A 19,598-nucleotide genomic window follows, 5' to 3' on the forward strand; every position below is an offset into this window, starting at 1 on the left:
GATTGATACCTGATTTGGGGATAATGTACCGGAAGATTTTTGGGAAATACTTGTAATATATGTAGCTCATGACTCATTCTATTTAATAAAATGGGCTGATGAATTTGGACAATATGATTGAAATATGCAAAAAATCATTGGCCATTATGAAAATTTACAAAGCGTATACCAAACTGATATAAAAAATTCGAGTGCAGTATCAGGTATCATTCAGCGTTATTTATTCCTGATAAATAGAAAAAGTGAATATACTTGAGAGGAAATTGAATGAATTTAGATAATGATCAGTATCGTATAATTGTAGAATCTTCGCCAAATATGATTTGGCGATCCGGGAAAGATACTTTATGTAATTATTTTAATACAACCTGGCTGAACTTTACCGGTAGACCTCTGGAACAGGAAATGGGAGTTAGATGGGCGGAAGGTGTCCATCCTGAAGATTATGAGACCTGCCTCAAAATATATTTAGATGCCTTCGAAAAGGAGGAATCTTTTGAAATGGAATACCGTTTGAAACGCAAAGATGGTGTCTGGAGATGGATTAATGACAGAGGAGTGCCCTACTATATTAACAATCACGAGTTTTCAGGATACATTGGAAGCTGTATCGATGTGACTGATAAAGTAGAAGGACAAAACATGAGAGAACTTGCACAAATAGACGGCCTGACTCGTATCAATAATCGACAATACTTTGAGCAACTGGCAAATGTTGAATTTTTAAAAACAAAACGGTTTCAGACCAATCTTTCAATTGCTATGATTGATGTTGACTCATTTAAAAATATTAATGACACTTACGGTCACCATGGAGGAGATCTTGTTTTAATGGAAATAGCAAAAACGATCAATGAAAGTATCCGTGAGTTTGATATTTTCGGTCGCTTTGGTGGCGATGAGTTTATACTACTTATGTCAAACACAAATTACGCTGAAGCCAACCTTTTGATTAAACGAATGAAGAATATTATTAATCATATAAAAATAAGCTATAACGACAGTGTTATTCATGCTAGTGTCAGTTTTGGATTATACCAGATGTACGATGAAGACACTCTTGAAAAAGTTATTATTGAAGCGGATAAAAAGCTTTATGAAATTAAAAAAAGTCGCTGAAAAAGATAAGTGGATAAACCAGTGCCCGACTTATATAACTTAATCTGGTACGGTTAAATAACTGGCATGCCGTTGACTATTATCTTGAGCATGGTAAATTCGTATCGCGGACAGTGAAAAAGCTTGGTATTGTGAATATGAGAATAGACTCCTTGTTTTAGTTTTCGTATAAGCCAGCTATATCCTGTATTCTACGCTTCATTTCTGTGCGGATATGTAATGGCTCTAAACACTCGCATTTATCCCCAAAACTGAAAAGAATATTGTAGTAGTATTCGTTCTCTATGAAAGGAAAACTAACTATGTAATGCTCATCACCATCTGGCGAAAAGTGTTCATAAGTGCAATAATCAAGTACCCTGTCCATGACCGATTTATGAATACGAATTTTGATTTTTGTTTGCATCGTTGCCAAAATATCAGTAAAATCTAACTGCGGTTTTTGATAATCCCGTGGCGTAAAAAATTCTTCCTGTATTTGTAGGTTTGATGTCCGGGATAGTTTAAATAAGCGAAAATCATTTCTCTTATGGCAATACCCTTGCCAATACCAATGACTGCTTTTCAATACAAGCTGATACGGTTCGGCTGTTCGTGCAGTTTTATTTCCGTAACGGTCTGCATATTCAAATGAAAGTAGCTTGCTTTCCTGTAAAGCTGTTTTGATAATTTCTAAATAGGGTTGTACGTTCCTGTTGCCCATCCACGGACTTAAATCGATATATATTTGATTTGCTTTTAATTCAATGTCTTTCGCTCTGTCGGCGGGGATAAAACTTTTGACTTTCGCAAGGGCATTTACCAGTTCATCACCTCGGATCATGTTGGAAAGACTGGAAAGCCCCATCAAGATAGCGGAAAGGTCGGCAGTTGAAAAAACCTTTCTGTCAATCTTATATTCCTGCATGATTTCAAAGCCGCCGCCCACTCCCGATGTTGACCGCACAGGAATACCCGCCATGTTGATTGTGTCGATGTCGCGGTAGATTGTCCGGGGTGAAACTTCAAACATATCTGCTAACTCCTGTGCGCCGATACGCTTTTTATCAAGGAGTATCATAATAATGCTAACAAGCCTGTCAACCTTCATCGGATAACCGCCTTCCAAAATTTCTTGTTATCATTATAGATTGTTGCCATACTGTTGTCAACAATTACACGGTATAATAAAAAAGTAAACAAATCAATCTACCAATTAGGAGGAAATTTATGTTTAAAATCTATGTTTATGTTCTTGATACTTTAGCCGACTGGGAACTGGGGTATGTTACTTCGGAGCTGAATTCTGGTCGGTTTTTTAAAAATGGCGCGCAACGGGTATCGCTCAAAACGGTTAGTTATTCTCAAGCGCCAATCAATACAATGGGTGGTATGACAATTTTGCCCAATTGCTTAATTGATGATATTGTTGTGAGTGAAACAAGCATGTTGCTATTACCGGGCGCAGATACATGGAACGACCCAAAGCATAGCGCTATCATCGAAAAAGCAAGCGAATTTCTCTCTTTAGGTGCTACGGTGTGTGCAATTTGTGGGGCTACCGCTGCGCTTGCCAACTTTGGGCTATTGGACAAGCGTCCGCATACCAGTAATGGACCGGGATTTCTTGAAATGGTTTCGCCTGGTTATAAAGGGCAAAGTTTTTATATAGACAAGCCATCTGTAGCGGATAACAACCTGATTACTGCAAGTTCCACCGGAGCTTTGTTATGGGCGAAACAAATTATTGAGCATTTAGATGTTTTTCAATCAAACACACTGGAATCTTGGTATGAATATTTTAGTTCCGGTGAGCCTGAACATTTCTTTGCCCTCATGCAAACTTTGCCGTCTAACAATGAAAACTGATCCACCTTTGTCATAAACAGAACGGGGACATAGAACATATGAGATGCCTAACAATCAATCTTCATCTGGTTCTTGAATTCATTAGTATATCTACTTCATGGATGAGATAAGTTCTTGAGTAGATCTCCATTTTTTATTAATTATTACTCTTATTTTACTTGCCCACAATTTTATTGTACAATTAATTGTAACCTTTCTCTGAATCTAAAATTATTGAACAAGTTCAAGCAGAAATAAAACACAGGAGCAATATTGGAATTATCAATGGTAAGGCAACGAGAAAAGGAACACACTATAAGCATAAAAGCACAAAAAGAACTGTGCATGATTGAATATATCTGTTATATTTGATTTTGTGTGAGCGATAAAATGAGTTGGGCATTCTGATTATCATTTGATAACTGATGTTCAAACACTTTAGGAAGGAAAGTGCATCTGTGAAAAAATTAAATGACTACTTATATTCGGGGGATACCGTTCTTAAGATTTTACAGAGATATTCTGAGGATCTGAAACAGGCGGCGAAGGAAACTAATAATCAGATTGATCTTTTGCATAGTAATTTTCTGCTTCAAATTGCAGAACTTTTGGAGCACAACGAATTCCTGACTTCGCAATCTCAACGGATTCGGGAATTCTATAAACTCATGGCAAATGAATATCCTTTTCTGGCATTTACTTTTAAGGGCCGAATTAAATCTCTGATCCGCGCGGAAGCAAAATTTAATGGATACATTGTGGAATATATTTACGATTATTATACTCAACACGGCAATTACCCTTCTCTTCCTGAACTGAAAAACTCTTTAAATTGTTTTCGCGACTTGATCGCATACAGAATTGTGATTTCTCTTCCAAAATGTCACTTGCAAGAAGGGGAGACTTACGCGGATGAAGAAATAAAATATCTATATGATGTTGCCAACCAGTTGCCTGGTTTCCTAGAGGAACGCGGGTTTACGGCAGAAATGTCTTCTTTAACAGATCAGAAAATATCGCTCTTGTTAGAAGAGAGCGTAAGCCCGTATTATCGGGATTACATTGCAAATTCAGAATCTAATGGCTATCGTTCACTGCATATAACATTTTATGATAACATTGCCCGTTGTTATGTAGAAGTACAGCTTCGCACAAAAGAAATGGACGATTTTGCTGAAATTGGTCCTGCTAATCATTTTGGTTACGAAAAACGACAGGAAAGTGAAAGAGCCAGACGAGATGCAATACCAAAAGGAGAAAATATTTATTTTGATGATGCAAATGAACGAGGGATCATATTGCAGCAGCTTGAATTATCAAAATTGGATGTAAATATGTTTTCAGCAGTGAATAATTCCCTTATTAACGATGGTTGCGGACTCTACCGCGGAAGACTTATTCTTCCGTATGAGCATCTTTCAAGTTTCCAGAATGACCTAATTGATTAATTTTTTCACGAAGTTGTTTATGAAAATCACAAAGTTTGGGCTAGAAAAGTTGAGTTAGTAGATATATACCGGCAATAATTGCCATAGCCGCTAGAACGATGGTGAGAACTTTTCGATTAATTTTAGGTGTAAGTTTTGCCCCCAATAAAGCGCCCACGGCAGAGCCGATACCAAAGATCAGAAGTATTTGAGGGTCTATATATATTTTTGAAATATGAAAGGCGTAACTGCTTATGTATATTATCGAAATACTTAGGACATTTCCAACAAAGCTAACAAGAGTCGTTAAGCCAACGGCCAAGCCACGGCCAAGCTAGGGGAGAAGTCAAGCAGTCCAATCAGGTATGAGGAACTCATTGTGCTGGCGCTGAGACCTGTTGTTCCAGTGGTAAGGCCTGATACAAGCCCGACCGGCGCAATGATTGGCCGCCTTTTTATGGCTTTTGATATCTTACTTCTGCTATGCCTTGAGGATTTTACTTTCAGTAGGGAAGTCAGACTTGATAAGATCATCACAAAAAAAATAATGACTTTCAGAACATTCTCATTGATATGGTTCAGTAACATATTGCCAAGCAGAGTTCCGATGATATCCAAGATTGAAAGAATGATAAAATAATCCGTTCGAAACTATCGCTTTTTCCAGTATTGCCATGATGCACCGCTCAACGTGAGCGTTGAAAGAACAAGCGCTGTAATGGCGGCTGTTTTCGCATCCTGATGAAAAAAAAAGCAAGATAACGACATAAATTCCACCGCCACCACCCCCTATGATTCCCATCAAAAGCCCAATGGTAACTGATATGATGACAGTTAAGAATACCCATAATGAGAGCTCTTAAATATTAATTTAAAACAACCGCATGAGAATTTTATAATCTGGTATTTTGGAAATTGTCCCCTAAACTTTTAAAGAGGCAAGGCCAAGAACTGTCGAAAAACAAGTTACGGCAAGATCCTTCCGGATTACCTTCTCTTATTTGACCAAGTTTCTGACCTCTGACTACTATATCTCTGAGCAGCGTTAAACGATTCATTGACTTCTGAATGATATCGGATGCCGAGATGGGGGTTGCCTCACATGAGATTGCATTCATCATTAGTACATAATAATAGCCGGGAGCTTCTCTGTTGTCGATGCTTTCAAATATACGAGAGGCAATCTGGAGAAGCTGCTCGATTGGTTCATCCGCAATTGCCTTTATCTCCGTAATCACATTTCCAAGCGAATCGATTGCATATTCAATGAGCTCTGTGAAAATTTCATCTTTCGACTTGAAGAAGTGATATACAAGGCCATCGCTTATTTCAGCATCATTTGTAATATCACTCATTTTCGTTGCAGAGAAACCGTTTCTGGCAAATCGCTTAAGAGCTGCTAGAAGAATTTGATTTCGACGTTCATCTTTTATTTGGTCGTTGGCTTTAACATTACGCGGTGCCATATTTCCTCTTTTCTAAATTCGATAAATTCATTATGGAATATATTGACTGATAAATCAATCATAAATTAAATATAGCCGATTCAGCTTCTCAATACGCATTGATAATAATTAAAATAATCAATCTATTAATCAATATAATTGATGCTTATATTAATTATATTGATTAATGGATTGACATATTTACTTTTTTGTGCTATTTTATAATAAAATAATCGATAAGGATTGTGAGAATATGAAATACAAAGCTCCGGGTAAATGCCCTGTCTGTGATGAAAAACTTTCCATAACTAAACTCAATTGTCCTAAGTGTGCAACCACCATTGAAGGCAACTTTCAACCATGCGAATTCTGCCGTCTACCGGATGAAGATCTTGAATTTATCAAAGTATTCATCAAGTGCCGGGGAAATATCAAGGATGTTGAAAAAGAACTGGGGATCTCTTATCCAACAGTTCGCGGTAAATTGGATACGGTCATCAGAGGTTTGGGCTATGAAGTCCCATCAAAAGAACAGCTTAAAGAAAAAGAAGATAAATCAGTGGTCAGAAATGAAATCTTAGATCAGTTATCGAGCGGTGAGATCACCTCGAAAGAAGCAATGGAACGAATAAAAAATTTATAAACGGAGGTTTAAGTGATGAATGAACAACAAAAGATTTTGGAAATGATTGAAAAAGGACAAATTACTGCTGCCGAAGCGATGGAGCTTCTGGAAGCGCTGAATATGACAAAGGAAGTAGCTGCGATTCCCGTCGTTCAAACTGCCCCAAAACATAATTATAAATTTTTCAGGATAAAGGTTACATCGGATAACAATTCTGTTAATGTGAATGTCAATATTCCGATCGGCCTTTTGACCTCTATCGGTGAAATTGCCGACAAGATGACCACGATGATTCCTCCCGATGCCAGAAAAGATATGGAATCCAAAGGAATCGATATTGCCAACATCGATTTTGCAAAAATCATTGAAGAGGTAATCAATGGGACACTGGATGAACCGAATATCATTGAGGTGGAAGCCTGGGATGAAAGTAATAAATCAATGATTAAGGTACGGGTATATGTCGATTAATGGATTCCGTGCATTGTGGATCCGGCTTCAGATTGAGGACCGACGATTCATAAAGATACCCTTTCCAATCCCGTTGTATATCTTTGAAGAGTTGCTGGACTGTTTTCTGGACATTCTGATTATTGCATGTTTTTTTACACCAAAAGTACTTGCTTCGAATACAACATCCCGTATTTCAGTCCATTTAGTGAAAGAACTCACTTATGATGTTATCAAACTGCTGCAATCTTTAAATAGCAATGAGCCCTATGATCTTATTGATGTCAGCACTGATAAAGTCAAGGTTTTGATTAAAATCAGATAACCTGTTTGAGAGGTAAAAATGACAAAACTGTTTATGAAATATTTATCAATCATCGTGACGATCTATTTTTTGTCACTCGTTTTTCATACGATTCAGATTGACAGCATCTCGGCATTGCTGATCATGGGATTGGTTCTGTTGGGAGTCAATTTATTATTAAAGCCGATTCTGCTATTGGTTACACTACCGCTCAGCCTTCTTACTCTAGGATTATTCAGTTTCATTGTGAATGCCTGGACGATCATGATTGCCGATCATTTTGTAACCAATATCAGTATGGGTGGTTTTCTTAATTCTTTAATTGCCGCTTTCATCATTGTTTTTATTAATCAATTATTTATGGATATAAATAAGAATCCGGCTAAATATTAGTTAAAAAAAGTCCCAAATAATTACAGCCGTGAAAAAGCCCTTTGCGAAAATTTAACGTAAAGGGCTTTTTTTACGTTGTTTTAGTTTTTCTAACGAAATGTCTCCGCGTCATATTAAAGAGTGTGAATGACTTTGCACGTGCCTCTATTCTTTTCTCGATACCTCAGCTTGTATATTTTCGTTGAAAGAAATATAATATAAAAGCAGTAAAGCAAAGGTGGGTAAAATAAATGAAACGGATATTTTTGGTTGAGGACGATAAGGAAATTGCAAAAAACCTTATCCTTTTGCTACGTTCGGAAGGATTTACAGTCACCCACGCCGCGACACGGGGTGAAGCCCTTACCGTGTTTGCCGGAAATAAATTTGACTTGGCGTTGATTGATATTTCTTTGCCGGATGGAAATGGCTTTATGGTTTGCACGGAAATCAAAGAAACGCAAGATATTCCCGTTATCTTTCTGACGGCTTACGGTGATGAGGCGAGTGTTGTGACCGGGCTGAACATGGGCGCGGACGATTATATCACCAAACCTTTCCGTCCGCGTGAATTGATTGCGCGAATAGGAACCGCGTTGCGAAAAAGGGGGCATTTCGGGTCGGCTTTTGAAATCCGCGGGCTTTATGTCGATACGGCCAGCGGAGTTGTGAAAAAAAACGGCAATGAGGTTTTTCTTTCAGCATTAGAATACCGCTTGTTGCTGGTGTTTATTAGCAATCCAAAAAGCATTATCACGAGGGGCCAGCTGCTTGACGAATTGTGGGATGCGGCGGGTGAATTTGTTAATGATAACACCTTGACCGTGTACATCAAACGCTTGCGGGAGAAGATCGAGAGCGATCCAGCAAGCCCGCAAATAATTCTGACTGTGCGCGGGACAGGGTATCGATTGGGGGATGCGGATGTTTCGAAATAGAGAGCTTCGGCGGTTTGCCATTTTGTTCGCCTTAATGGCCACTGTCGCAGTGCTGTTAGGATTTACAATCAATACGATGGCGGGAATCTTTACCATCGTCTCTACCGCCGCCTATGGCACCGCGTTTTTCACATTTACCAAAGCCCGATACAAGAGTATTGAGCGAATTTCAAATCAAATTGATTGTGTGCTTCATAACGCTGACCATCTGTATATTGGGGAATCGAACGAGGGCGAACTTTCTATTTTGCAAAGCGAGATAACAAAAATGACGCTGCGTATTCGGGAGCAAAACGATGCGCTGAAAAAAGAAAAAGAACATCTTGCCGATTCGCTGGCTGACATTGCCCACCAACTCCGCACTCCTCTGACATCTGTAAACCTTATTCTGTCTTTGTTAGCGAATAACCCTGCTGAAAATGACCGAAAAACATTGCTGCGGGAAACCGAGGAATTGCTGATACAGATGGATTGGCTACTTACTTCCCTGTTGAAATTATCTCGTTTAGATGCGGGCATTGTGGTGTTCCAAAGCGAGCAGATCGATGTAAACAGCTTGATAAGCGCTGCACTTCGCCCGTTTTTGATCCCAATGGAGCTGCATGATATTGATTTGCAAATTGATGTGCCGAAAGGGATGACGATTCAGGGCGATTCGGGGTGGCTTTCGGAAGCCATTCAAAACATCCTCAAAAATTGTATGGAGAGCACTAGTGAAAACGAAAAGATTGAGATTATCTGCACTGACAACCCGCTGTTTACGGAGCTTGTCATCCACGACAACGGTGCGGGCTTTGAAAAAGAAGATTTACCTCGCCTGTTTGACCGATTTTATCGTGGAAAAAACTCAAATGCTGCCGGATACGGGATTGGATTGGCTCTCTGCAAGATGATTATAACTCGGCAGGGAGGGACGATTACTGCCAAAAATCACCCGCAGGGCGGTGCGATTTTTGTTATTCGCTTCCCAAAGTGACGAATCTCTCACCTGAAAGTCACCGAGATGTAAGTTGATGCTGCTATTATATGGGTAAACCATGAGAAAGGGGACTCACATAATGGAGTTTTTAAAAATTGAAAATCTATGCAAAGTCTACGGCAAGGGTGAAAACCAAGTTACCGCGCTTGACCATATTTCGCTCACAATTGAAAAGGGGGATTTCACCGCAATCATCGGCTCTTCCGGTTCGGGCAAATCTACATTGCTTCACATCATCGGTGGGGTGGACGTGCCGACAAGCGGAAAGGTGTATTTGGACGGACAGGATGTCTATGCCCAAAGCAATGAAAAACTCGCCATTTTCCGGCGGCGACAGGTTGGACTGATTTATCAGTTTCATAACCTCATTCCCACTCTGAATGTAGTGGAAAATATTACCTTACCGATCCTGATGGACAAGCGGGAGGTCAACGAGGAACGGCTGAATGACTTGTTGGAACTGCTGGGGTTAAAAGACCGAGAAACGCATTTGCCCAATCAGCTTTCGGGCGGTCAGCAACAGCGTGTTTCCATCGGACGCGCTTTGATAAACGCTCCGGCGGTCATGCTTGCCGACGAACCCACGGGCAGTTTAGACAGCCGAAATGGACATGAAATTATTAAACTGCTGAAAGAAAGCAATCAAAAATATCGGCAGACACTGCTTCTCGTCACGCATGATGAAAATATTGCTCTGCAGGCAGACCGCATTATCGGCATATCAGACGGTAAAATAGTACGGGATGAGCGGATGGTGAGGCGATGAATATTTTCAACAAAGTCACCCTGCAAAGTATGAAAAAAAGTCGTACCAGAACGATTGTCACGATTATCGGCGTTGTTTTGTCTGCTGCTATGATTACGGCCGTCGCCACTTTTGGCGTTTCTCTGCTGAACTATTTGGCCAACGGCGCGGCCCAGAAATACGGTGATTGGCATGTCGAGTTTTTAGATGTTCCTGCTTCTTTTGTTCAGGAACGAACCCACGACGAGGGCGTTGCCAATACCACGGCAATTGAAAATATCGGCTATGCAACGCTTGACGGTGGTAAAAACCCGGACAAACCGTATCTTTTTATTGCCGGTTTCAGTGATGAAGCTTTTAATACTCTGCCCATCAGCCTGATTTCCGGGAGGCTGCCTGAAAACAGCGGGGAGATTCTTGTTTCGGGGAGCGTCGCCGCCAATGGTGGCGTTAAATTTGCGGTGGGTGACACGCTTTCACTTACTGTCGGCAGCCGCATCAGTAGTAACAAGATGCTGAGTCAGCACAACCCTTACACTTACGAGGGCGAAACGCTGGTGCCGCAGGACGAACGAACTTACACGGTTGTCGGCATCTACCAAAGGCCCGGTTTTGAGGAATCGACCGCACCGGGATATACCTTAATAACGAAAGCAGATGCTCAAGATCAGGTGGATAGCTTCAGTCTCTTTGTTACGCTTAAAAACCCGCGTGGGGTTCACGCTTACGCCAGCAGTACTGCCGACGTAGGGGCTTATGTCTTAAACGATAAGGTGTTGAGCTTCATGGGCCTTTCGGACGATAATGTGTTCAACCAATTTTTGTACGCGGTCGGCGGTATTTTGGTCGCCATCATCATGATCGGTTCAATTTTTCTGATTTATAACGCTTTCAACATCTCGCTGAACGAACGTACTAGACAGTTCGGAATTCTTTCATCGGTGGGCGCCACGGCAAAGCAACTGCGAAATTCGGTGTTGTTTGAGGGGCTTTGTATCGGTGTGGTCGGCATCCCGATTGGCGTTATGGTCGGTATCGTCAGTATCAGACTGGTGATTTTGGTTGTCGCCAGGAATTTCGAAAACGTTATGTACAGTAATGTTCCGTTAACCTTGACGGTGTCCATTCCCGTTATTGTCGTTGCGGCGGCGGTTAGTATGGTTACGATTCTGATTTCGGCCTATATTCCGGCCCGAAAGGCCGCAAACACGCCCGTAATGGAGAGTATTCGCCAAACCAACGAGGTTAAAGTTGAATCCAGAGCCGTGAAAACATCAAAAATGGCCCAGCGACTTTACGGTTTGGAGGGAACCCTGGCACTAAAGAATTTTAAAAGAAACAAGAAAGGTTACCGCAGCATTGTACTCTCACTTGTTTTAAGCGTCGTGCTGTTTATCTCGGCCAGTACTTTTGTAACGGATATGAAACAGGCGGCGGAGCGTTCAGTAGAGGTTACGACCTATGACATCGGCTTTGCTACGCAGAATATGGACGATAGCGAAATGTTGCCCCTTTACGACAAACTGAAAACCGCTGATGGCGTTTACGAAAGCTCGTATCAAGCGTTGATGAAGTATTCATGTGCTGCCAAAGCCAGCGATCTTTCCGGCGATTACTGGGAAAGCGTGGGTTCACATGCGTCGGACGAAACGGTCAATCTGCCCATGGACATCCAGTTTCTTGATGACAATACCTATTTGAATATGCTAAGCGACTTGGGCTTGTCGGCTGAGGACTATACCGGGCCAAATGCGAAACTGATCGCCGTTGCCAAAATGCCAGACCAATCCAATCAGAAGGCGGAGGTTGATCAGCTTAGTGATCTATTCGTAAGTTCTTCCCTGAATTTTACCATTGCTCCCGAAACAAATGGCGCACCAACGACGGAACCGGGGCAAAACATCAGCATGACTTTTGTCGAGACCGTACCACCAGATACACTGCCGGTACCGGGCAACTCCGGGTCGGATAATCCGTTCTTTTTTAGAGTGATGGCCCCTTATTCGCTCAAAGAGCAATTTGAAACCGCTGATACCCAGGTGGCTGTTAAGGGCATAACCTTTCGCTCAACGAACCCCACCCAGTCGGCGGCTGAAATGGAAACGATGATTCAGGGTGCGGGAATTACTGCCGATTACAACCTGTACAATATGTATAAAATGTTTGATGAGAGCCGTAATTATATCTTCATTGCCAATGTGTTTGCTTATACCTTTATCATTATGATTTCGCTGATTGCGGTGGCCAATGTGTTCAACACGATTTCCACGAATATTAAGCTGCGTCGGCGGGAGCTGGCCATGCTTCGCTCGGTGGGGATGTCCGACCGCGATTTCCAGAAGATGATGAATTTCGAGTGTGCCTTTTATGGCCTGAGGGCGCTCTTGTTCGGGCTTCCTATTGCGGCAATCGCTTCCTGGCTGATTTACAAAGGGATGGTCCTCGGCGGGACCGATAATATCGATTTTGTGTTTCCCTGGGGCAGTATGGCAATTAGTATATTTAGCGTGCTCTTTGTCGTGTTCATTACCATGCTGTATGCCATTAGCAAGATAAAAAAAGAAAATATCATCGACGCACTGCGGGATGATATGACTTGATTCAAAATCGATATTAACTTGATAGAAAATCAAAAAATATCGATGTGATTGAGTCCAAGTGATTCGCAATCGTTCCGAAAGGCGAATTAATTTCGGACCATGCCTATTTACTGCCCCAGCTGCCGTTCCCGTCTTCTTCGTTCATCAGCCATAGTCTGTGGAACAATCCGCAAACATGATGAATGGGAGAAAAAAATAATGGAGAAGCTATTAGTTGCATTTTATATAAATTCGCCAATGAGAGTCAGATTAGCATTGAGGTTTTAACTTCTGTCAAGGAACTGCTGGAACAGTTCGATTTTTTGCTGGCTGAAAATAATTTCCAAATCTAAAGTTGGATTTTAAAAAGAGGGTTGCGATGTTTGAAGAGATTATAAATAATGACACATGGTGTAAAATTGAGAAAATCAATAAAGGTTGGTCTGACGATACTAAATACTATATTGAAACGGTAGATAATCAAAAATTAGTATTGAGAACTTCCAACATAGATAATTATAAGCTAAAAAAAAGAGAATATGAGATTATTTGTAAATATTCAAGTCTGGGATTTAAAATGTCAGAACCGGTTAGTTTCGGTCTTTGTAATAAAAATCAAAATGTCTATATATTATTGACCTGGGTTGAAGGAGAAGATTTAGAATTTGCATTACCTAAACTTGACTGGAATAAACAATACATATTAGGTAGGGAAGCCGGGATGATTTTAAGAAAAATCCATAGTTTAAAAGTATCTGTGGAGGAAATACCAATACATACAAAAATACCTAAGAAAAAAAAGCAAATTCAAAAGTATATTGATTCGGATGTGAGAATTTCTGGAGATGAAGTTGCACTAAAATTTATTGATGACAATCTTGACAAGATATGGTTGAAGCCACCTGTATATCAACATGGAGATTTTCATCCGGGAAATTTAATATTGACACCTGATGGGGAAATTGGAGTAATAGATTTTAATCGTTGGGAAATTGGTGATCCCTATGAAGAATTTTATAAGCTTGAAAGTTTTGGGACAGGAGTAAGCATTCCTTATTGTAGAGGTCAGATTGATGCTTATTTTAGTGATAATGTACCGGAAGATTTTTGGAGAATTCTCGCGATATATGTGGCTCATGCCTCACTCTATTCAATAAAATGGGCTGAAAAATTCGGACAAAAAGATATTGATAATATGGTTGAAATATGCAAGAAATCATTTGGACATTATGAAAATTTTACAAGGTGTATCCCAAACTGGTATAAAAAATAAAATTCTTCGCAGACAAGAAATCAGAGAAAACGGAATACCTTTAGAACTGAAAATTACTGTTTCAAATCTGGAAACGGTTTGAGCTATGAAATTGTTCGAATTGAGAAAGAAATGAAAGACACCAAGTTGGGAGCTTACTTTAAGCTAAATTAAAGGTGTTTTTCAAAATTATGTGTTGCAATGTAATACAAATTGTCATCTTGAAGCGATACGGACCGCCTCCATCGAACATATTAAAAAGCTCTGTAATGACCTATTTAAGCGGAATTTAGAGCTTTTATATTTCAAAGAAATCTTTCGCTCATAATTTTGCCCGTTATAATTTTTTTTATTGTTTAATCGCATTGAGCTTATCGATGTATCTTTTGGAAGCCTTATAAGCAGATCAAGGTAAGTGTACTGTTGCATTTTTTTTTAAAAACTTGATATTAATTCATTTGCTTGGTATAATATAAAATATAATAGATAAACATAAAAAAGAATAATTCGGCAAGGTTTTAATTGAAATATACCAAATAAAAACAATACGAATAATATTATGTGAGCGTTTATCAAAAGAGGAGAAAATAATATGAACGAAAAAGTAACAATGGCAATTGAAAAAAGAGAAAATGGAAATGGCAGTGCCGGTAAAAAACTAAGAGCTATAGGTTATATCCCTGGCGCTATCAATAGAAAAGGTCTGGAATCAGTTTCAGTAAAAATAAAAAAAGATGAATTGATAAAAAACATATTTAAATATGGGAAGAACTATTTATTCACTCTCGATCTTGGGGGACAAGAATCATATTCGGCAATGATAAAAGAGATACAACATTCGCCAATAAAAAGAGAAATTTTAAATGTTGTTTTTCAGCAGGTGTCTGTTACTGAAAAAATTAAATTCAATCTTAATATTAAAATAGTTGGCAAGGAAGCAATAGAATTAAAAAATCTTCATTTTGTGGAGCAAATGGACAAAATACTTGTGACAGGATTACCACAGGATATACCTGATTTCCTTGAAATCGATGTAACGGATCTTAATTTGAATGACAAAATATGTGTCGGTGATATTAAATTTCCAAAAGGAATTGAACCAGAAATTGAAGCTGATAAAATCGTATTAGTGATCACTGAAACGAGATTAGATGATACGATCATAGAAGATGTGTTAGATGATAAAATCTCAGAAGTCGTTCAGGAAGAAAACCTGTAAAGTTTATTGATTAGTGTGCAGATCACAATATCAAAGAGTATGCTTTAGCCCTAATGGCGAAAATCTTCTTTGTAACATTTACAGGTTTCTCAAAATTGGTGGTAAGCATAAAGATTGCGAAAAAATAGCTTAAAAAAAGCCTTCTATGATAAAGTAAGTAATCATAGGAGGCTATTTTTATTGTTGAAATAGGGCTCGGTGTCAAATGGTGTTGGTAGCATAAGACAAGAAAAAATTACTCAACTACTCTATTAAGCGGGCTTTTCATAGGGGGTGTTTTTCCATTTCGGCGCGGGTCCCCTCATATAAGACAGGATGGAAGCCAAAATGCTGAAGCCAAATGAAATGCCAAAAGCCAGCCGCAGTCCGCCGATAAAACTATCAACAACAATTCCCTGAGATCCAACCTGCGTTCCGAAGAATAGCCCCTGCATGGCTTCAGGGGAGACGCTTGAAGTGACGATTGCCATTGAAATTGCGATGCTTAAAACATTCCCGGCATTGTTGAACATGGTTCGAACGCCAGAGGCGATTCCTCTTTTATTCGGTGGAACAGCTCCCATGATTGAATTGGAATTGGGTGAAAAGAACAGTCCCGATCCTAGGCCCATAATAAACATCCAGATGAGCAGCAAAATCGTGGGCGTATCATCTGATATCCACATAAGTCCGAAGAGTCCAATTGCCGAAATCATCAGTCCCAGGGAACTTAAAAAACGCGAGTCATATTTATCAGACAAGATACCACTGATGGGTGAAATGAGGAACATCGACAAGGCCATCGGTGTCAGCAATATTCCTGCAGTCATGGGATCATCACCTTTTATTCCCTGAAAATAAAATATCATAAGAAAGGTAATCGCGCCTCTAGCGATTCCATTGAATAAATTGCTTGCGAATGCAAAGGCTAATACCCGGGCTTTAAAAAGCTGCAAATCCAGCATCGGCTGAATTGTGCTATTTTCGATTAAGACAAAAACAATCATGGCCACAACGGCAATGACAAACATAGCAATTACTTCAATGCTGAACCATCCCGAAAAACTACCGATTGTCAGAGCCATGAGGAATGAAAACATCCCGAGTGTAAACGTCAGAGTACCGAACCAGTCAAACTTTTGTTTTTCGGTGTAAGAATAGACTTCACGCAACTGAAAGGCCGCCCATAGGGTTCCAATGATCCCTACAGGAAGATTCATGTAGAAAATACTCCGCCATCCAATACTGACAAGAAATCCTCCTAAAATTGTTCCGATAACGCTTCCTACACTGATAAACATCAGGTTAATTCCCAGTGCTTTTCCAAGCTCGTTCTTAGGAAAGGCATCAGCAATAATGGCTGTGCTGTTTGCCACTAAGAGTGCTCCACCGATTCCCTGAATCAATCTGAAAATCAGCAGTTGGATGCCGTTGTTCGACCAAGCGCAAAACAACGACGCGATGGTGAATAAGGCAAATCCACCCACATAAAGCTTTTTTCTTCCAAACATATCGGCGACTCTTCCGATTGATGGCACCAGTATCGTCAGGACAAGCATATAGCCCATCAGGATCCACGTCAGAATACCCATTCCAGCGTTCAACTCCTTCATGATATCAGGCAAAGCGACAATAAGAGTACTACCACTTAGAACGGAAAGCAATGCACCCATTGTAGTGCAGGAAAGTGCAATCCATTTATAATTTTCGTTTTTCATAACTGACATTCCTCCGGTTGTTTAGTTCTTTTTTCTAGTTCATTTAAATATTTATTACAGTTATTTTTGATGCGTTTAAGCACCGCATCTTTTTCATCCACCAAAATCATTAATTCTTTAATTTTATCTTCAGTTTCTTCGATCTGTCTAATATCTTTTGTATCGCCATCCAGAATTTCTAAGATGCTATTTTTCAGTCCCAAAAAATGTTGAATCTGTTCAAAATTCATGCCTAGTTTGATTCGTAATTCTTTTATTTCTTTAATAATTTCAATATCCGACTGTGTATATAAACGGTAACCGGCCTCCGTTCGCATCGGTTTTAACAGTTCCATTTCCTCATAGTATCGGATGGTTCTTTTGGTGATTCCTGTTGATTTGGCAACTTCATCGATTTGGTAATAATTTATGTTCATCTGTATACCTCTGGAAAGGATTTTACCATGCCTTAACATTCACGTCAATGTTATAGTCGAAACATGCGATCGTTATAAAAAACAGAAAAGCGAAGGTTTTATGGCGTATTGTCTTTCGAAATACCCCTGGAAAAATTGAATATGTTGGATTTGCCTGCTATGATTATTATGAATCCTTTAAAACTATCATTAATTATCGGGATTGAAATATTTGTCAGAGCTAACTGAATTATACTGCCTCAATTTTACAGAGTTCATTTTGTTAGCCTGGTTTTTGAGCAATTTAAATCCTACCCATTCACAAAAAATTCACATTGCGTTCACCTATTTACTACAAATAAAGAGTAAGATTACAACAGTGTGAATTGGAGATGATGTAATGAAAATATGTTGAAAATGAATATTTAAGTTGCAAAAGTTTGATGGTCCCACCTTTCATTTCTTTGAGATAAGATTTACATAATAATTGGATGATGTGACTGAATTTATTCATATCTTTTAATAAGAAAAAGTGAGGAAATAGAATGAGATGAAGCTAGTCAAAAATAATTTACTGAAGATATGTTTGATTTTTATGATGTTTTTAGCAGGTGCAGTTTGTATCTATTCCGTTGTCGTTTATAGTGGCACCACCACTGAGATGATGGAGAACACTCAGCAAATTAACACCCAGCGTTCCAATTCGAGTGATTCGACAGCGCAGCAATCTGCAAAGAATAATCTCCAGACACAAACACAGCGTAAGGATTTAACTTCGGGAAATCAGTCAACGGTTCAATCGCAAAATCAAAATACTCATACCAGTACGCAAAACGCGAACATTCAGTATGCGCCCTTGCTGGCCATTTATGCACTAATCTTTTTAAGCTTGTTTAGCTGGGTCTATTTTGTGAGGGGAAGAATAAAGACCCTATCTGGTGACGGTAAGAATGATAAACTAATAATCGTAACGGTGCTGATTGTTGCCCTTTTAATGAGAATTTCTTTGGCAACGGTTATTCAGGGTTATTCTGGAGATATCAGTCTCTTTAAAAGTTGGGCGACAGCGGCAGCAAAAGATTTTTCAAATTTATATGCAAGTTCAAACAATATTGATTACCCTCCATTATATATTTATATTTTAGCTATTATTGGCAAACTGGCAAACATTGGAATATTCAGTAAATACTATATTCTGATGCTTAAGCTTCCTTCCATTTTGGCTGATGTTGCAACCTCACTGATTTTGTATAATTTAAGTAAAAAACGATTTTCCATACAAATTAGTCTTTTACTGGCGGCATTTTATGCCTTTAATCCAGCCACTTTTCTAAATTCAGCGCTTTGGGGACAAGTTGATTCATTATTCACCCTCTTGGTTGTGCTGTCTTTTTATTTCCTTTCAGAGAAGAAAATAACTATTTCAGCAATTTTTTTTGCTTTAAGCATTTTGATGAAGCCACAGGGAATTATTTTTGCTCCTGTTTTATTATATGAACTTGTACGTGAAATAAGCCCTAAAAATTTCATAAAAGCAGCATTAGCCGGCTTGGTTTCCGTTTTTGTGGTAATTCTACCTTTTTCTTATCAACATGGCTTCTTATGGATTTTCGAGTTATATTCAGGGACAATAGCAAAATATCCGTATGCCTCGATGAATGCTTTTAATTTTTTCAGCTTAATCGGCGGGAATATGACCAATTACAATAATACGTTACTGCTGTTCAGTTAACATACCTGGGGGATGATCTTTATTATCCTTGTTTCAGCCTTATCGTGGTTTTTATACGGAAAAGAAAAAAATAGTTCCTATGCTTTTTCCGCGGGACTAATACAAATTGTAGGTGTCTTTATTTTTTCAGTGGGAATGCATGAACGTTATTTATTCCCGGTCATGGCGATCGCACTTTTCGCGTTTATCTATTTAAAGGATAGAAGATTTCTTTTGCTGGCAGGTGGATTTAGTATTTCTTGTTTTGTAAATACATACTGTGTTTTATTATATGGTCTACAAGGAGGCATGGGATCCGTTACCAATAATAGTTCTCTGATTGCTGGTATTACAGCACTTTTCAATCTATTGCTATTTGCGTATCTGGTAAAAGTTGCTTGGGATAATGCGCTGAGAGGTACAGTTTACAGTCTTGAATAATACCGAAAATTCGAGAGAATTCACTGCAAAACAATTAATTTATGCCTACTATTTATAAAAAAATTAAAAAATA

At 39.2% G+C, this 19,598-nt stretch carries 21 protein-coding genes; 15 read left to right on the forward strand and 6 right to left on the reverse strand.

What is annotated here, in order from left to right; genetic code table 11:
- Positions 1 to 267 precede the first annotated feature (267 nt).
- Complete coding sequence (locus FZC41_RS08565) at positions 268 to 1,119, forward strand: sensor domain-containing diguanylate cyclase (RefSeq protein WP_148566993.1); 852 nt, start codon at positions 268 to 270, stop codon at positions 1,117 to 1,119.
- A gap of 157 nt (positions 1,120 to 1,276) precedes the next feature.
- Here FZC41_RS08565 and FZC41_RS08570 read toward each other — a convergent pair whose 3' ends face one another.
- A complete protein-coding gene (locus FZC41_RS08570; RefSeq protein ID WP_148566994.1) occupies positions 1,277 to 2,209 on the reverse strand; it encodes a helix-turn-helix transcriptional regulator in 933 nt (310 codons plus the stop codon).
- Between the two features lie 119 nt (positions 2,210 to 2,328).
- On the opposite strand from FZC41_RS08570, the gene FZC41_RS08575 reads away from it, so the two are divergent.
- Positions 2,329 to 2,967 (forward strand): type 1 glutamine amidotransferase family protein, encoded by a 639-nt coding sequence (locus tag FZC41_RS08575; protein WP_148566995.1) that lies wholly within the window; start codon positions 2,329 to 2,331, stop codon positions 2,965 to 2,967.
- A 437-nt stretch (positions 2,968 to 3,404) separates the two neighbouring features.
- Positions 3,405 to 4,394, forward strand: coding sequence for a nucleotidyltransferase family protein (locus tag FZC41_RS08580; protein WP_148566996.1), 990 nt, complete (start codon positions 3,405 to 3,407; stop codon positions 4,392 to 4,394).
- A gap of 40 nt (positions 4,395 to 4,434) precedes the next feature.
- Here the strand turns inward: FZC41_RS08580 and FZC41_RS17880 are convergent, their stop codons facing one another.
- The 3 genes from FZC41_RS17880 to FZC41_RS08595 form a co-directional block, all read right to left on the reverse strand.
- Positions 4,435 to 4,695, reverse strand: a complete 261-nt coding sequence (locus FZC41_RS17880) for a TSUP family transporter (protein ID WP_148566997.1) — start codon at positions 4,693 to 4,695, stop codon at positions 4,435 to 4,437.
- Positions 4,680 to 5,006, reverse strand: coding sequence for a TSUP family transporter (locus tag FZC41_RS17885; RefSeq protein WP_148567122.1), 327 nt, complete (start codon positions 5,004 to 5,006; stop codon positions 4,680 to 4,682). Before FZC41_RS17885 ends, FZC41_RS17880 begins: the two co-directional genes overlap by 16 nt.
- A gap of 260 nt (positions 5,007 to 5,266) precedes the next feature.
- A complete protein-coding gene (locus FZC41_RS08595) occupies positions 5,267 to 5,839 on the reverse strand; it encodes a TetR/AcrR family transcriptional regulator (protein ID WP_148566998.1) in 573 nt (190 codons plus the stop codon).
- Positions 5,840 to 6,071: 232 nt separating this feature from the next.
- On the opposite strand from FZC41_RS08595, the gene FZC41_RS08600 reads away from it, so the two are divergent.
- The 10 genes from FZC41_RS08600 (at position 6,072) to FZC41_RS08645 (ending at position 15,281) form a co-directional block, all read left to right on the forward strand.
- Positions 6,072 to 6,461, forward strand: coding sequence for a DUF2089 domain-containing protein (locus FZC41_RS08600; RefSeq protein WP_148566999.1), 390 nt, complete (start codon positions 6,072 to 6,074; stop codon positions 6,459 to 6,461).
- Between the two features lie 15 nt (positions 6,462 to 6,476).
- Positions 6,477 to 6,914 carry an SHOCT-like domain-containing protein gene (locus FZC41_RS08605; RefSeq protein WP_148567000.1) on the forward strand — a complete coding sequence of 146 codons (438 nt, stop codon included), beginning with the start codon at positions 6,477 to 6,479 and terminating at the stop codon, positions 6,912 to 6,914.
- The gene (locus FZC41_RS08610; protein WP_148567001.1) at positions 6,904 to 7,218 is read left to right on the forward strand and encodes a hypothetical protein; all 315 of its coding nucleotides are present in this window, start codon (positions 6,904 to 6,906) and stop codon (positions 7,216 to 7,218) included. The genes FZC41_RS08605 and FZC41_RS08610 overlap by 11 nt, the downstream gene beginning before the upstream one ends.
- Before the next feature lie 18 nt (positions 7,219 to 7,236).
- Positions 7,237 to 7,590, forward strand: a complete 354-nt coding sequence (locus FZC41_RS08615) for a phage holin family protein (protein WP_148567002.1) — start codon at positions 7,237 to 7,239, stop codon at positions 7,588 to 7,590.
- 230 nt (positions 7,591 to 7,820) lie between these two features.
- Positions 7,821 to 8,507: a response regulator transcription factor gene (locus FZC41_RS08620; protein ID WP_148567003.1), complete on the forward strand. Its 687-nt coding sequence runs from the start codon at positions 7,821 to 7,823 to the stop codon at positions 8,505 to 8,507.
- A complete protein-coding gene (locus FZC41_RS08625) occupies positions 8,494 to 9,483 on the forward strand; it encodes a sensor histidine kinase (RefSeq protein WP_148567004.1) in 990 nt (329 codons plus the stop codon). Before FZC41_RS08620 ends, FZC41_RS08625 begins: the two co-directional genes overlap by 14 nt.
- A gap of 82 nt (positions 9,484 to 9,565) precedes the next feature.
- Positions 9,566 to 10,252, forward strand: coding sequence for an ABC transporter ATP-binding protein (locus tag FZC41_RS08630; RefSeq protein ID WP_148567123.1), 687 nt, complete (start codon positions 9,566 to 9,568; stop codon positions 10,250 to 10,252).
- Positions 10,249 to 12,831, forward strand: a complete 2,583-nt coding sequence (locus FZC41_RS08635) for an ABC transporter permease (RefSeq protein ID WP_148567005.1) — start codon at positions 10,249 to 10,251, stop codon at positions 12,829 to 12,831. Before FZC41_RS08630 ends, FZC41_RS08635 begins: the two co-directional genes overlap by 4 nt.
- 358 nt (positions 12,832 to 13,189) lie before the next feature.
- The gene (locus FZC41_RS08640) at positions 13,190 to 14,083 is read left to right on the forward strand and encodes an aminoglycoside phosphotransferase family protein (RefSeq protein WP_148567006.1); all 894 of its coding nucleotides are present in this window, start codon (positions 13,190 to 13,192) and stop codon (positions 14,081 to 14,083) included.
- A gap of 571 nt (positions 14,084 to 14,654) precedes the next feature.
- A complete protein-coding gene (locus FZC41_RS08645; RefSeq protein WP_148567007.1) occupies positions 14,655 to 15,281 on the forward strand; it encodes a 50S ribosomal protein L25 in 627 nt (208 codons plus the stop codon).
- A gap of 251 nt (positions 15,282 to 15,532) precedes the next feature.
- Here FZC41_RS08645 and FZC41_RS08650 read toward each other — a convergent pair whose 3' ends face one another.
- Both FZC41_RS08650 and FZC41_RS08655 read right to left on the reverse strand, forming a co-directional pair.
- The gene (locus FZC41_RS08650) at positions 15,533 to 16,978 is read right to left on the reverse strand and encodes an MFS transporter (RefSeq protein ID WP_148567008.1); all 1,446 of its coding nucleotides are present in this window, start codon (positions 16,976 to 16,978) and stop codon (positions 15,533 to 15,535) included.
- On the reverse strand, positions 16,975 to 17,394 hold the full coding sequence (locus FZC41_RS08655; protein ID WP_170253926.1) for a MerR family transcriptional regulator: 420 nt from the start codon (positions 17,392 to 17,394) through the stop codon (positions 16,975 to 16,977). The genes FZC41_RS08650 and FZC41_RS08655 overlap by 4 nt, the downstream gene beginning before the upstream one ends.
- 529 nt (positions 17,395 to 17,923) lie before the next feature.
- Between FZC41_RS08655 and FZC41_RS08660 the strand changes: the two genes are divergently transcribed.
- The gene (locus FZC41_RS08660; RefSeq protein WP_148567010.1) at positions 17,924 to 19,105 is read left to right on the forward strand and encodes a glycosyltransferase family 39 protein; all 1,182 of its coding nucleotides are present in this window, start codon (positions 17,924 to 17,926) and stop codon (positions 19,103 to 19,105) included.
- A gap of 12 nt (positions 19,106 to 19,117) precedes the next feature.
- Positions 19,118 to 19,525, forward strand: coding sequence for a hypothetical protein (locus FZC41_RS08665; RefSeq protein WP_148567011.1), 408 nt, complete (start codon positions 19,118 to 19,120; stop codon positions 19,523 to 19,525).
- Positions 19,526 to 19,598 lie beyond the last annotated feature (73 nt).

It is taken from the genome of Acetobacterium paludosum, from assembly GCF_008086595.1.
In the GTDB taxonomy this organism is placed as follows: Bacteria; Bacillota; Clostridia; order Eubacteriales; family Eubacteriaceae; genus Acetobacterium; species Acetobacterium paludosum.

Excerpts from the sequence above, each read along its gene's own strand:
- FZC41_RS08565 (WP_148566993.1), top strand. The coding sequence starts at position 268 with ATGAATTTAGATAATGATCAGTATCGTATAATTGTAGAATCTTCGCCA.
- FZC41_RS08570 (WP_148566994.1), bottom strand. The coding sequence starts at position 2,209 with ATGAAGGTTGACAGGCTTGTTAGCATTATTATGATACTCCTTGATAAA.
- FZC41_RS08575 (WP_148566995.1), top strand. The coding sequence starts at position 2,329 with ATGTTTAAAATCTATGTTTATGTTCTTGATACTTTAGCCGACTGGGAA.
- FZC41_RS08595 (WP_148566998.1), bottom strand. The coding sequence starts at position 5,839 with ATGGCACCGCGTAATGTTAAAGCCAACGACCAAATAAAAGATGAACGT.
- FZC41_RS08600 (WP_148566999.1), top strand. The coding sequence starts at position 6,072 with ATGAAATACAAAGCTCCGGGTAAATGCCCTGTCTGTGATGAAAAACTT.
- FZC41_RS08605 (WP_148567000.1), top strand. The coding sequence starts at position 6,477 with ATGAATGAACAACAAAAGATTTTGGAAATGATTGAAAAAGGACAAATT.
- FZC41_RS08610 (WP_148567001.1), top strand. The coding sequence starts at position 6,904 with ATGTCGATTAATGGATTCCGTGCATTGTGGATCCGGCTTCAGATTGAG.
- FZC41_RS08615 (WP_148567002.1), top strand. The coding sequence starts at position 7,237 with ATGACAAAACTGTTTATGAAATATTTATCAATCATCGTGACGATCTAT.
- FZC41_RS08620 (WP_148567003.1), top strand. The coding sequence starts at position 7,821 with ATGAAACGGATATTTTTGGTTGAGGACGATAAGGAAATTGCAAAAAAC.
- FZC41_RS08625 (WP_148567004.1), top strand. The coding sequence starts at position 8,494 with ATGTTTCGAAATAGAGAGCTTCGGCGGTTTGCCATTTTGTTCGCCTTA.
- FZC41_RS08630 (WP_148567123.1), top strand. The coding sequence starts at position 9,566 with ATGGAGTTTTTAAAAATTGAAAATCTATGCAAAGTCTACGGCAAGGGT.
- FZC41_RS08635 (WP_148567005.1), top strand. The coding sequence starts at position 10,249 with ATGAATATTTTCAACAAAGTCACCCTGCAAAGTATGAAAAAAAGTCGT.
- FZC41_RS08640 (WP_148567006.1), top strand. The coding sequence starts at position 13,190 with ATGTTTGAAGAGATTATAAATAATGACACATGGTGTAAAATTGAGAAA.
- FZC41_RS08645 (WP_148567007.1), top strand. The coding sequence starts at position 14,655 with ATGAACGAAAAAGTAACAATGGCAATTGAAAAAAGAGAAAATGGAAAT.
- FZC41_RS08650 (WP_148567008.1), bottom strand. The coding sequence starts at position 16,978 with ATGAAAAACGAAAATTATAAATGGATTGCACTTTCCTGCACTACAATG.
- FZC41_RS08655 (WP_170253926.1), bottom strand. The coding sequence starts at position 17,394 with ATGAACATAAATTATTACCAAATCGATGAAGTTGCCAAATCAACAGGA.
- FZC41_RS08660 (WP_148567010.1), top strand. The coding sequence starts at position 17,924 with ATGAAGCTAGTCAAAAATAATTTACTGAAGATATGTTTGATTTTTATG.
- FZC41_RS08665 (WP_148567011.1), top strand. The coding sequence starts at position 19,118 with ATGATCTTTATTATCCTTGTTTCAGCCTTATCGTGGTTTTTATACGGA.